We start from the raw sequence: 13065 nt of genomic DNA on the forward strand, positions 1-13065 counted from the left end.
CCGTCCCGGCGTCATTGACTTGACGCCAAGATAGAGATCGGCGACCGAACAGAAATAGAAACCCCTGAAACTCATCGTTTCCAACGCAGAGCCCACCATGTCCCGCCTGCCCGACCTCGAGGCCATGGCCATCTTCGCCAAGGTGGCGGAGGCCCAGTCCTTCTCCGGCGCGGCCGACGCCATGGGGCTTTCCAAGGCGACCGTGTCCAAGGCGGTGACGCGGCTGGAACAGCAGTTGAAGACCACCCTGCTCCACCGGACCTCGCGCCGCTTCGCCCTGACTGACGCGGGCCGCACCCTGGCGGCGCGCGCGGGCCTGATGCTGGCCGAGGCCGAGGGCGCGGTGTCGGAGGCCCTGGACATGTCCGTCACCCCTCGCGGACTGGTGCGGCTGGCCGCCCCCATGTCATTCGGCATGGCCTATGTGGCGCCGGCCCTGCCCGAGTTTCTGGCCACCCACCCCGATGTGTCGATCGACCTGCACCTGTCGGACGAGGTCATCGACCTGGTCGGCGGCGGCTTTGACTGCGCCCTGCGCATCGCCGCACTGCCCGACTCGTCCCTGACCGCGCGGCGGTTGCGGCCGGTCGAGCGGTCCCTCGTGGCCTCGCCCGACTATCTGACCCAGCGTGGCCGGCCGACACATCCCGACGATCTGGAGCGGCATTCCTGCCTCAGCTATGCCTATATGCCGACGCCCGACGCCTGGCGGTTCGTCGACGGGGCGGGCGAAGAGGTGGTGGTGCGGCCGCGCGGGCCGCTGCGCGCCAACAACTCCGACGCCCTGATCGCCTCGCTGTGCGCAGGACTCGGCGTCTCCCCCTTGCCGGACTTCATCTACTGGAAGGACGTCGCCAGCGGCCATCTGGAGACGGTGATGACCGACTGGCGCCTCCCGCCCATCGCCCTGCACCTGGTCGCGCCCAGTAGCGGGCCGCGCCCCGCGCGGGTCACGGCCCTTATGGACTATCTGGCCAGAAAGTTCAGCGCGCCCCTGTGGCCTGGCGACACAGCTGGACGCTGACGCCTTAGCCGCACTTGACTTGCTGGATCACGCCGGAGGCCTCGTCATAGACGAAGTTCACGCGGTTCTCGCGATAGTCCATGGTGGCGGCGCAGGTGGTGCACAGGACGCGGAAGGTCTGACCTTCCGGCGCGCTCGGAACGGTCGAGCGGTTGCGGCCGACATAGGCCTGATAGTCCTCGACCTTGCAGGCCTTGAAGCCGGCGGCGTCGCCCGGCGTCCTTATCACCGGTGTTTCCGTGGGCGCACACGCCGACAACGCCAGCCCGGCGGCCATCAGGGAACTCAGGATAAAGCCGGTCTTCATGGTCGTCTCTCCTTGGGTCTCAATCAGCCGCAGCGGACCTGTTCGATCACGCCGGTATCGGCATTGTAGAAGATGTTCAGCCGGTAGGCCGAGAAATCCTCAGTCACTGGGCAGGTCGTGCAGGTCACGCGCCGGTTGACGACGTCCACCGGCACAGGGATCTCGGTCCGTTGTCTGCCGACCAGATATTGCAACTCTCCGGCCTTGCAGACATCGGTCGTCTGGGCGGTCGGCATGCGGCTGCCGACCGGCGGTGTCAGTTGCGCCCGCTCCACGGTCCGGGGCGCCGGCTGCTCAGCGACGGGCGTAGAACACCCCGCCAGCAGCACCAGGGCGATCAGGCCGCCTTTTCCCAGCGTCCCTCGTCCGTCTGGCGCCAATAGGCCAGATTGCCGCCTTCCGCCTTCAGCGCCTTCCAGCGCGCTCTCGCATTCTGAAGCGCCGGCTCGTCGCGCCCGTCGAAAATGATGAAGCATCGTTCGATCCCTTCCGTCACGCCCAGTTCTGCGTCGTCGACGATGAACAGCGCCTGAGCGCCGTTCAGGTTCTCTCCCGATTCGCTCAACAGCACAGGCTGACGATCCGCATGGGGCTGATCCGCCCGGCCATGCGGTAGGAAGCTTTCTTCATGAAAGGTCCACAGACGCTCATCGACATCGTCCAGCCGATGGGCATGGGACGATTTGATCAAGGCCCGCCAGCCCCGCTCGAGCGTTTTCTCGAGCAGGGTCGGCAGCACCTGGTCCAGCGTCGAACGCTCCAGGTGGTAGAACCAGATTTCGGGCTTGCCGCTCATCCGGCCCTACCGTCCGGAACTCAGGCTTCGTAAGCGTCAGCCACCATACGATCCAGCGTGCGCACGGCGAAGCCGACGCCGCCTTCCGGCACGGTGGGGCTGGGGCTCTTGTTGGCCCAGGCGGTCGGGGCGATGTCCAGGTGGGCCCACGGCACGCCGTTGGTGAAGCGCTGAAGGAACAGGGCGGCGGTGATCGACCCGCCCGCGCGACCGTTGCCGGTGTTCTTCACATCGGCGATCTTCGAATCAATGTGCTGCTCGTAGATGGCCGGGATCGGCATGCGCCAGAAATTCTCGCCCACCTTCTTCGACGCGGCCAGGATCGGATCAGCGACCTCGTCCGAGTTCGAGAAGACGCCGGCGTAGTCCAGGCCGAGGGCCACGATCATGGCGCCGGTCAGGGTGGCCAGGTCGATCATGAACTTCGGCTTGAAACGCTCCTGCGTGTACCAAAGGGCGTCAGCCAGCACGAGGCGGCCCTCGGCGTCGGTGTTGATCACCTCGACCGTCTGACCCGACATCGACACGACCACGTCGCCTGGGCGCTGGGCGTTGCCGTCCGGCATGTTCTCGACCAGGCCCAGCACGCCGATGGCGTTGACCTTGGCCTTGCGACCGGCCAGGGCGATCATGGTTCCGGTCACGGCGGCCGCGCCGCCCATGTCCCACTTCATGTCTTCCATGCCGTCGGCCGGCTTGATCGAGATGCCGCCGGTGTCGAAACAGACGCCCTTGCCGACGAAGGCCAGAGGTTGGCCGCCCGCCTCGCCGCCGTTCCACTTCATGATGGCCAGCTGGCTCTCGCGACGGCTGCCCTGGCCGACGCCCAGCAGGGTGCGCATGCCCAGCTTCTCCATCTCGGCCTCGCCGAGGATCTCGACCTCCAGGCCCAGGCTTTCCAGCGCCTTGACCCGCTTGGCGAACTCGGCCGGGTACAGGACGTTGGCGGGCTCGGACACCAGGTCGCGGGCGAAGATCACGCCGTCGGCGACGGCCGACAGCGGCTCTAGCGCAGCCTCGGCGGCGCGAAGATCAGAAGTCACGACCCGGATCGCAGTGATCGACGGGATCTTGTCCGCCTTCTGGGTGGTCCGATACTTGTCGAACCGGTAGGCGGCCAGACGAGCGGCGAAGCCGACGCGAGCGGCCTGTTCCGGCGTCAGGTTCGAGGCGTCGATCGTCAGGACCTCGGCGCCCGACAGTTTCACCGCCGCATAGGCGTTGCCGCCAAAGGCTTCGACCGCCAGGTCGTCGCTCTTGTCAGCCGGCCCAGCGCCGACCAGCAGGATGGTGTCGGCGCTGACGCCTGACGGCGCGGCGACGCTCAGCGTCTGGCCGGACTTGCCGACGAAACGGCCCTTGCTCATCGCCCGGGTCAGGGCGCCGCCGGACTTGGCGTCCAGCTCTGTACCAGAGCCCGCCAGGGTCCGGTCCTCGTGGACCGGCACGGCGAGAATTTCAGCAGCGTCTACGGCAGCGACGAATTCGATCTTCATTCACAAACTCCAGCCAGGCCCCACCCGGCGTCTACAACGGAAGAAAAAGACAAATGGCGCGTCTGCTTGTCGCGGACGCGCCCTCCTGTGCTACTAGATGCGCCTCATTATCGCCGCCTGCAACCGGGCGAAGTCCTTCCGCCCATGACCCTGATTCAAAGATACCTTTTTCGTCAGATTTCGCTGCCCGTGGTCGCGGCCTGCGCCTCGCTGGCGGGGATCGGAATCCTGAGCCAGAGTCTGGACCAACTCGAGGTCATCGTCGAGCGCGGCCAGAGCGTGTGGGTCATGGTCAAACTGACCCTGCTCGCCCTGCCACAGCTGCTGGCGGTCATCCTGCCGATCGGTCTTTTCGTCGGGGTTCTGATCGCCCTGACCCGGATGCAACGCGAGCAGGAATTGACGGCGGCCTTCGCCGGCGGCATGACGCGGTGGCAGGTGATCGCCCCGGCGGCGCGCCTGGCCATGCTGGTGCTGATCCTCAACCTCTTCATGACCCTGTTCGCCCAGCCCTGGGCCCAGCGGGAGGCCCGCAACCAGGCCTTCGCCATCCGCACCGACCTGGCGGCGCTGCTGGTCGAGGAGGGCCAGTTCGTCCAGGGACCGGACGGTCTGACGGTCTATGTCCAGCAGATCGAGCAGAACGGCCTGCTGAAGAACATGTTCGTCTATCTGGACGACGGCAAATCGACCCAGAACTGGAGCGCGGCGGAGGCGCGGTTCGGCCGTGACGCCGCGGACGAGCCGGTCCTGACCATGATCGACGGCTCATGGCAAAAATACTCGTCGCGGGGTGTGCTGGAGACCCTGTCCTTTGACCGCTACGACTTCCCCCTGGGTCAGTTCTCCGCCGTCACCGAGCAGATTCGCTACAAGCCCGCCGACCTCTATCTGCGACAACTGCTGAACCCGACGCCCCGCGTGCTCGAGACCGCTGGCTCACGCGACGAACTGCTGGCCGAGGCGCACGCCCGGATCTCGGCGCCCCTTTACGCCCTTGTCGCCGTCGCCCTGGCCCTTGCCGCCGTCATGGGCGGGTCCTTCAGTCGCACCGGCTATTCGCTCCGCATCGCCAAGGCCGCCGGCGTCTTCCTGCTGGTCCGGGTGATCGGCTATGGCTTGGTCGCGGCCAGCGCCTGGAATCCCTGGATGAACATCCTGCAATATCTGGCGCCCGTGGTCGCCGTCGCCCTGGCGGCCCGTCTGATGTTCCGCGCCCTGAAACCAAGAAGACGCCGCGACCACCTGATCGTCGACCGGATGCGGGCGCAGTTCCGCGCGAGGTTCGCATGACCCTGGCCCTGCCGTCCCTGACCACGCTCAATCCGCCCCGCCTGGGCCGGATCGAGCGCTATGTGCTGGTCCAGCAGCTTCGGTCCCTCGGGGTCGCCCTGGCGGTGATTGGGGCCCTGGTCATGTTGATCGATTTCGTCGAGGTGTCGCGCGGCGTGGGTTCAGATCAGAACCTGTCGGCTCTGCGCATCCTGGGCCTGGTGGCTTTGAAATCGCCGTCAGTCATCGTGCAACTGCTGCCCTTCGTTTTTCTGTTCGGCACCCTGGCCGCCTATATCGGCCTGAACCGCCGCAGCGAGTTGATCGCGATGCGGGCGGCGGGAGTGTCGGCCTGGCGCTTCGTTCTTCCGGCCGCCGGCATGGCCCTGGTGCTGGGCGCCCTCACCGTGACCGTGCTCGGCCCCCTGGCCTCGGCGGGCGACGGTCTGTGGCAGCGGGAGCGGGCGAGGATTTCCGGCGCTGCTCCGGATGCGGGCTCCAACGCCGCCATCTGGCTGCGCGAGGGCGACGACCAGCGCCAGATGATCATCCGCGCCGGACGTCAGGATCGCGCCAACGCCCGCCTGCTGGACGTCACCTTCTTCATCTATACGACGGACGCTTCAGGCAATCGCGACTTCTCGGAGCGGATCGACGCACAGTCCGCCGCCCTCAGCGCGGGCCGCTGGCGGCTGACCAATGCGGTTGGCGCCAGCATCGGCCAGCGCGCCGTGGCCTATTCCAGCCTCGACCTGATCTCCAGCCTGGCCGACGAAGAGGCGTTCGAACGGTTCGCTCGCCCCCAGTCCACGCCCTTCTGGTCGCTGCCAAACCAGATCGAGCGAATCGAGAACGCCGGCTTCGCCTCGACCGCCTACCAACTGCGGTTCCAGCAACTTCTCGCCACGCCCCTGGTCTTTGCCGCCATGTCGATTCTAGCGGCCGCTTTTTCCCTACGCCTGATGCGACTGGGCGACCTCGCCAAGATGAGCGTCGCGGCCGTGGTGCTGGGCTTCGCCTTCTTCTTCCTGAATCAGTTTTCTTCCGCCATGGGTTCGGCCGAGGTGGTTCCGCCGGTCGTGGCGGCCTGGCTGCCGCCCATATTGACGGGCCTCGCCGCCTTCACCTTGCTGTTCTATACCGAAGACGGCTAAGCGAGCGCCTCGCTCAAGACAGACGGATGCTTCATGCAGGGTGATCGCGATCAGCGTTCGAAGGCCTTCCGGGCGCGGCTTCTGGCCGGCGCGGCGCTGTTCATCTGTGTCCCCTCCGGCGCGGCCCTGGCCCAAACGGCTCCCGTCACGGCACAAGACGGGCTGGACAAGGGCGCCGTCTATGTCGACGCCGCCACGGCCGGCCGCGCCGGCGACGTCATCACGGCTCGGAGCGACGGCGGCGACCGCGTCTACTTGCGCACCGAGGGCAATGTCCTGCGCGGTGATGACCTGGCCTACGACCTGTCCAGCGGCGCGGCCTCCATCAGCGGCCGGGTCGAGGCGATTTCCGCCGACGGCACGGTCGTCTACGGCAGTCATCTGGAAACCGACCGCGAACTGAGGGCGGCGGTCGCCGTCGATTTTGCGACGCGGCTGGAGAATGGCTCCAGCCTGATGGCGGCGACGGCGGTCAGGCGCAGCGAGAACGTCAACGAGCTGAACTACGCCATATTCACCCCCTGCCCGATCTGCGACGCCGACGGCCCAAAGACGCCCAGCGTCTCGATCCAGGCTGAAAAAGTGGTTCAGGACGAGGCCCTGCGCGCCGTCATCTATCGCAACGCCATTTTCCGCGTCGGCGGCGTGCCGGTCTTCTACACCCCCTTCTTCGCCCATCCCGACCCGACAGTGGAGCGGGCCTCGGGTCTGCTGGTGCCGATCATCAACTATGACGAGGGTCGTGGCGTCTCGGTCGAACAACCCTATCTGCACGTGGTCTCTCCGTCGGAAGACTGGCTGATCAGCCCCCAGATCAACAGCTCGGTCGCCCCCCTGCTGAACCTGCAATGGCGTCGTCGCTTCGCCAATGGCTCTATCGTCGCGCGCGGCGGCTACACCTACGAACGGAATTTCGGCGACTTCGACCTGGACGGCGACGGCGACTACGAGAGCAATGTCCGTTTCGGCGACGAGGAGCACCGCTCCTATCTGCTGTCCAACGGCGACTTCGATCCCCAGGGCCCGTGGCGGTTCGGCTTCACCGCCGAACGCACCTCGGACAAGACCCTTTTCGACCGCTACGACATTCGCGATCCCTATCAGGACAACGGCCTCTATTACGGCGATCGTCGCCGCCTGATCAGCCAGATCTACGCCGAGCGCCAGACCGACCGCTCCTATGTGTCGGTCGCCGCCTTCTCGATCCAGAGCCTCCGCCTGGACCCCGCCTTCGAGGACAACGACTTCCGCGACCCCGCGGGCTTCAAGGTCTTTGAGAACGACGACACCCTGCCCCTGGTCGCGCCCCTGGTCGACGCGCGCTGGGAACCCGCCGGCCCCGTTTTCGGCGGGCGTCTGCGGATCAAGGGTTCCGCCGTATCCCTGTACCGCGACAGTTTCGTCGGCGCCCCGGTCCTGAATCCCGATATCGTGCCGGCCGACACGACCGGCCTCGCCGGCGTCGACAGCCGCCGCGTGACGGCTCAGGCGGAATGGCGCCGCGTCTTCATCACCTGCCGGGGCCTGCGGATCGAGCCCTTTATCGACACGCGCATCGACCTCTATTCCCAATCCGATCTTCCGCCGATGCTGGGCGTGGAAAGCGACGAGAGCCTCAGCCGGACCCGCGCCAGCGCCGGTGTGGACATCAGCTATCCGCTGATCCGCCGCACCCAGCGCGCGGACATCATCCTGGAGCCGGTCGCCCAGGTGTCGATCTCCAACAAGGCCGACATCGACCCCCGTATTCCCAACGAGGATTCGCAGGTCATCGAGCTCGACGAATCCTCGCTGTTCCGCATGGACCGCTTCTCAGGCTACGACCTAGTCGAAGGGGGCTCGCGGATCACAGCGGGAGGGCGGGCGACGATTCGCTGGTCGGAGGGCCGCAGCGCCAGTCTGTTCGTCGGGCGCAGCTACCGCGCTGACGACGAAGACGCCTTCCGCACCACGATCCCCGACAGCACGACCGGCCGGCTTTACGATCCGACCGGCCTGGCCTCGTCGGCCTCGGATTGGGTCGTTCAGGGCAGTTTCTCGCCGTCTGACCGTATCCGCAGCTGGGCTCACGCCACCATCGACGGCTCAGGCGGAATTCGCCGGGCCGAGGCGGCGCTCGACGGGCGCTGGGGCCGTCGCAACCTGGCGGAGGTCAGCTATATCGTCGACAGCTCCAATCCTTTGTCCGGCGACCTGAATCGAAACTACGAATTCATTCAGCTGGCGGCGCAACAGTTCGTCTATGGCGACTGGGGCATCGCCGTCGCCGGCATCGCCGACCTGGAAACCAATATCATCACGCGCCAGGAAATCGGCCTCCTGTTCGACGACGACTGCTTCCGTGTCGAGTTCGGCTATCGCCGCAACAATACCCGCGTTCGGGCCAGCGGCCCCTCCGACGGGATCTATGTGCGCCTAAACCTCGCCACTTTCGGAGGTTCAGGTTATGGACAGGGCGAGATGCGTTGAGCATGACGCTTTACGGGGCGCGACCGCCTGCCGGCCTGGCAGATGGACCGCTGTGAGGAATCAGGACGACCAATGGGTTTGATGCGTTATTCGACGGGGGCTGCCCTCGCGGCGGTCCTCCTCGCCGGTTCGGCCCAGGGTCAGACGGCGTCCGCTCCGGCCGCTCAGCAGGCGCCTGCCGCTGGGGCGCCCAATCCTGCGGCCGGCGACGGCCCCGCCGCCGCGCGCCCTGCGCCCCAGTTCGAAATGGCCGACGGCATCGTCGCCACGGTGAATGACAAGATCATCACCGGCTTCGACCTGCGCCAGCAGATGCTGATGCTTATCGCCTCGTCCCAGGTCCAGCCGACCGAACAGAACCTGCCCGCGATCCAGCAGGCCGCCTTGAACCGCCTGATCGAACAGCGCCTGAAGGCGCAGGAGATCACCAAGTTCGAGACGCTCAGGATCACCGATCAGGAAGTCGACGAGGAAATCGCCCAGATGGCCCGTCAGGCTGGGGTCGCCCCCGCCGCCTATCTGGAGTTCCTCGAGCAGGGGGGCATCCAGCCCAACGCCTTCCGCGAGAGTCTGCGCACCGAGATCGGCTGGGGTCAGCTGGTGCCGGGTCGCTTCAACAGCCGCGCCCGCCCCAGCACGCTCCAGGTCGATCAGGAGGTCCGTCGCCTTAACGACGCGGCGGCCCAGCCCCAGTATTTGATCGGTGAGATCTACATCGAGGCCTCCCGCGTCGGCGGCCAGGAAGCCGCCATGAACGGCGCCCGCCAACTGGTGCAGCAGATCATCCAGGGCGCGCCCTTCCAGGCCGTGGCCCAGCAATTCTCGGCGGCGCCCTCGGCCTCGGCCCGCGTTCCCGGCGACGCCGGCTGGGTGGTCAAGGGCACGGTCCAGCCGGCGCTCCAGAGCATCTTCGACCAGCTCCAGCCCGGCCAACTGTCCAACCCGGTCCCGGTCGATGGCGGGGTCTACATCATCTATATGCGCGACAAGCGCGACGGCGCCGCGACCAGTCTGGTGTCGCTGAAACAGCTGATGGTCGAACTGCCCGAAGCCGCCTCGGAAGCCGACCTCGCCGCCGCCACTCGAACCCTGGAAGCCATGCGTCAGGGTCTGAACTGCGACAACATCCTGTCCCAGTCGCGCGCGACGGCCGGCGTCATTGGCGCCGACCTCGGCGAATCCGACGTCGCGGATCTGGCCCCCCAGTTCCAGCAGTTCGCTCGCACCGGCGAGATCGGCTCGGTCTCCACGCCGATCCGCACCCCGCTGGGCCTGCACCTGGTCGCCGTTTGCGGCCGTCGCGTCGGCGGCCCCGAGGCCCCGAATCGTCAACAGGTCGAAGGCCGCCTGCGGTCCCAGAACCTGGCCGTGCTCGAGCGCCGCTACCTGCGCGACCTGCGCAACGACGCGCTCATCGAGTTCAAATGATCCGGCCTCTGGTCCTGACGCTGGGCGAACCCGCCGGCGTCGGGCCGGAGATCGTGGCCGCCGCCTGGCGGGCGCTCAACACCGAACCCCTGGCCTTCGCCGTCATCGGCGACGCCGCGCTGCTGCGGGACCAGGGTGTTCCGGTCATCGAGATCAACAGCCCCGCTGACGCCCTTGACCGATTCGCGCGGGCCCTGCCGGTCATCCACCGCCCGCTGCCTGCCCCGGTCGTGGTCGGAACCCCCGACCCCGCCAACGCCTCCGCCGTCGCCGACGGCATCGAGGAGGCGGTCAGCTTCGTCCTGTCCGGCGAGGCGTCCGGCGTCGTCACCGCCCCCATCGCCAAGGCGCCCATGTACGCCTCGGGCTTCCGCTTCCCCGGCCACACCGAATTCATCGCCGAACTGACCGCCGACGCCCCCTACGCCGGCACGCGCGGCCCGGTCATGATGCTGACCGCCCGCGACCTGCGCGCTTGCCTGGTCACCATCCACGTCGCCCTGGACCAGGTGCCGGAACTGGTTACGGCCGAGCGCGTCGCCCGCACCGCCCGCGTCGTCCACGAAAGCCTGAAGCGCGACTTCGCCATTGCCCGCCCGCGCCTGGCCATGGCCGCGCTGAACCCGCACGCGGGCGAAGGCGGCGCCCTGGGACTTCAGGAAATCGATATCCTGATCCCGGTCGCCCGACAGCTGCGCGCCGAGGGGATCGACATCACCGATCCAAAACCCGCCGATACGATGTTCCATGACGACGCCCGCGCGACCTATGACGCGGCGATCTGCATGTACCACGACCAGGCCCTGATCCCGGTCAAGACCCTGGACTTCTGGGGCGGCGTGAACGTGTCCCTGGGCCTGCCCGTCATCCGCACCTCGCCCGACCACGGCACCGGTTTCGACATCGCCGGCAAGGGGATTGCGCGCCCCGACAGCCTGATCGCCGCCGTTCGTCTGGCATCGGAGATGGCGGCGGCCCGCGCCGCGCGCTAACAGGGCGTGTGACCGACCTTCCCTCCCTCCGCGAAACCCTCGACGCCCACGGCCTGTCGGCGAAAAAGAGCTTCGGCCAGCATTTCCTGCTGGACCTCAATGTGACGCGCAAGATCGTCCGCCTGGCCGGCCCATTCGAGGGCCGCGCCGTGATCGAGGTCGGCCCCGGCCCCGGCGGCCTGACCCGCGCCCTGCTGGAATCCGACGCCGGCCCCGTGGTCCTGGTCGAAAAGGACCCGCGCTTCATCCCCCTGCTGTCGGAGCTGGACGACGGCTCCGGCCGCCTGACCATCGTCGAGGCCGACGCCCTGAAGGTGAAGGAGGCCGATCTGGTCTCCGGCTCGACCCATCTGGTCTCCAACCTGCCCTACAACGTCGGCACGCCCCTGCTGATCAAATGGCTGACCGGCCCTTGGCTGCCCCACAGCCTGACCCTGATGTTCCAGAAGGAAGTCGCCGAGCGCGTCGCCGCCGGGCCAGGCGAGGACGCCTATGGCCGTCTGGCGGTCATTTCCCAGGCCGTCTGCACCGCCCGCATCGTCATGCACCTGCCCGCCGCCGCCTTCACCCCGCCGCCCAAGGTGGCCTCGGCCGTGGTCCATCTGGTCCCGCTGGACGAGCGCCCGTCGCCCGAACGCCTGAAGAAGCTGGAACGCGTCACCGCCGCCGCCTTCGGCCAGCGCCGCAAGATGCTGCGCTCCAGCCTGAAACAGCTGGGCGGCGCCGCCCTGTGCGAGGCCGCAGGGATCGAGCCGGACGTGCGGGCTGAAACCGTGGATGTCGCGGGCTTCCTCAGACTGGCGGATGCTCTGGCATGACCGTCGAACCCTTCCGCGCCATTTCCGTCAGCCGCCTGGCGCACCAGCTGAAGGCACAAGGCCAGTCCATCATCCATATGGAGTTCGGCCAGCCCTCGACCGGCGCGCCCGCCGCCGCCATCGCCCGCGCGCACCAGGTGCTGGACGCCGACGCCATGGGCTATTGGGAAAGCCCCGACCTGCGCGCCCGTATTGCTCGCCTGTACCAGGATCGGTACGGCGTGACGGTCGATCCCGCCAACATCCTGCTGACCTGCGGCGCCTCGCCCGCGCTCGTCCTGGCCCTCAGCGCCCGGTTCAAGCCCGGCGACCGAATCGCCCTGGCCCGCCCCGGCTATGTCGCCTACCGCAACAGCCTGCGCGCCCTGCATCTGGAGCCGGTGGAGATCGCCTGCGGTCCCGAGACCCGGTTCCAACTGACCGCCGCCCAACTCGAGGCGCTCGACCCCGCACCCGCCGGCGTCATCATCGCCAGCCCCGCCAATCCGACCGGCACCATCATCCCCGAGGACGAACTCGCCGCCATCGCCGAGGTTTGCCGCGCGCGAAACATCGCCATCCTGTCGGACGAGATCTACCACGGCCTGTCCTACGTCGGCCCGACCCCGTCCATGCTCCAGTTCGCCCCCGACGCCATGGTGATCAACAGCTTCTCCAAATACTGGAGCATGGCCGGCTGGCGCCTGGGCTGGCTGCTGGTCCCTGACGTTCTGGTGGACGCCGCCCGCGCCTATATCGGCAACATGTTCCTGACCCCGCCCAGCCTCAGCCAGCACGCCGGCCTGGTCGCCATGGACGCGATCGACGAACTCGAGGGTCATATCCAGACCTACGCCCGCAACCGCGACCTGATGCTGGCGGCGCTCCCCGCCCTCGGTTTGAGAAAGATCGCCCCGCCCGACGGGGCCTTCTACATCTGGGCGGACATCGGGCATCTGACGAACGACAGCGTGGCCTTCTGCGAACAACTCCTGCGCGATACCGGTGTGGCTACCGCGCCCGGCGTCGACTTCGATCCCGTCGACGGCCATCGCTTCATCCGCATCAGCTTCGCCGTCTCCACACCCGAGGTCGAGGCGGCTCTGACGCGACTAACGCCCTGGTTCGCGGCGCGAACGCCGCTCTGACCGCCTCTGCAAATCCGCCGATTCGGCAATCGTGGTGCGTACCTAAGCAATCGCCCCTAGATAGAAATTTACCCTCTGGAACCCCTGTTGTGGGATAAGGGGTGCAGTTGAGTAGCGCTGAAGACGACATCGCGTAGGACGCCCCCGCCTGGCGCGATGTCGTCACCGCCCTCAGCCGAAGA

Annotated in this window: 12 protein-coding genes; 8 read left to right on the forward strand and 4 right to left on the reverse strand. The window is 67.3% G+C overall.

Features of this window, described 5'->3' with window-relative positions:
• Positions 1-97 precede the first annotated feature (97 nt).
• Positions 98-1024, forward strand: coding sequence for a LysR family transcriptional regulator (locus tag ACW170_RS12305; RefSeq protein ID WP_492086952.1), 927 nt, complete (start codon positions 98-100; stop codon positions 1022-1024).
• A 4-nt stretch (positions 1025-1028) separates the two neighbouring features.
• On the opposite strand, the gene ACW170_RS12310 is transcribed toward ACW170_RS12305, so the two are convergent.
• From ACW170_RS12310 to ACW170_RS12325, 4 genes are read right to left on the reverse strand one after another with little or no spacing between them, the layout of a single operon-like run.
• On the reverse strand, positions 1029-1331 hold the full coding sequence (locus tag ACW170_RS12310) for a hemolysin (RefSeq protein ID WP_492086953.1): 303 nt from the start codon (positions 1329-1331) through the stop codon (positions 1029-1031).
• Between the two features lie 23 nt (positions 1332-1354).
• Positions 1355-1711: a hypothetical protein gene (locus ACW170_RS12315; RefSeq protein WP_492086954.1), complete on the reverse strand. Its 357-nt coding sequence runs from the start codon at positions 1709-1711 to the stop codon at positions 1355-1357.
• Positions 1669-2127, reverse strand: coding sequence for a DNA polymerase III subunit chi (locus ACW170_RS12320; RefSeq protein WP_492086955.1), 459 nt, complete (start codon positions 2125-2127; stop codon positions 1669-1671). The genes ACW170_RS12315 and ACW170_RS12320 overlap by 43 nt, the downstream gene beginning before the upstream one ends.
• Before the next feature lie 20 nt (positions 2128-2147).
• Positions 2148-3623 carry a leucyl aminopeptidase gene (locus ACW170_RS12325; protein WP_492086956.1) on the reverse strand — a complete coding sequence of 492 codons (1476 nt, stop codon included), beginning with the start codon at positions 3621-3623 and terminating at the stop codon, positions 2148-2150.
• 144 nt (positions 3624-3767) lie between these two features.
• On the opposite strand from ACW170_RS12325, the gene ACW170_RS12330 reads away from it, so the two are divergent.
• The 7 genes from ACW170_RS12330 (at position 3768) to ACW170_RS12360 (ending at position 12883) form a co-directional block, all read left to right on the forward strand.
• The gene (locus tag ACW170_RS12330; RefSeq protein ID WP_492086957.1) at positions 3768-4916 is read left to right on the forward strand and encodes an LptF/LptG family permease; all 1149 of its coding nucleotides are present in this window, start codon (positions 3768-3770) and stop codon (positions 4914-4916) included.
• A complete protein-coding gene (gene lptG / locus ACW170_RS12335; RefSeq protein WP_492086958.1) occupies positions 4913-6049 on the forward strand; it encodes an LPS export ABC transporter permease LptG in 1137 nt (378 codons plus the stop codon). The genes ACW170_RS12330 and lptG overlap by 4 nt, the downstream gene beginning before the upstream one ends.
• A gap of 33 nt (positions 6050-6082) precedes the next feature.
• Positions 6083-8518, forward strand: coding sequence for an LPS-assembly protein LptD (locus ACW170_RS12340; protein WP_492086959.1), 2436 nt, complete (start codon positions 6083-6085; stop codon positions 8516-8518).
• A 72-nt stretch (positions 8519-8590) separates the two neighbouring features.
• A complete protein-coding gene (locus ACW170_RS12345; RefSeq protein WP_492086960.1) occupies positions 8591-9946 on the forward strand; it encodes a peptidylprolyl isomerase in 1356 nt (451 codons plus the stop codon).
• The gene (gene pdxA / locus ACW170_RS12350; protein ID WP_492086961.1) at positions 9943-10938 is read left to right on the forward strand and encodes a 4-hydroxythreonine-4-phosphate dehydrogenase PdxA; all 996 of its coding nucleotides are present in this window, start codon (positions 9943-9945) and stop codon (positions 10936-10938) included. Before ACW170_RS12345 ends, pdxA begins: the two co-directional genes overlap by 4 nt.
• Before the next feature lie 8 nt (positions 10939-10946).
• The gene (gene rsmA, locus ACW170_RS12355) at positions 10947-11756 is read left to right on the forward strand and encodes a 16S rRNA (adenine(1518)-N(6)/adenine(1519)-N(6))-dimethyltransferase RsmA (protein ID WP_492086962.1); all 810 of its coding nucleotides are present in this window, start codon (positions 10947-10949) and stop codon (positions 11754-11756) included.
• Positions 11753-12883, forward strand: coding sequence for a pyridoxal phosphate-dependent aminotransferase (locus ACW170_RS12360; protein WP_492086963.1), 1131 nt, complete (start codon positions 11753-11755; stop codon positions 12881-12883). The genes rsmA and ACW170_RS12360 overlap by 4 nt, the downstream gene beginning before the upstream one ends.
• The last annotated feature ends 182 nt before the right edge of the window (positions 12884-13065 follow it).

Source organism: Brevundimonas sp. FV2ps16, assembly GCF_058681075.1.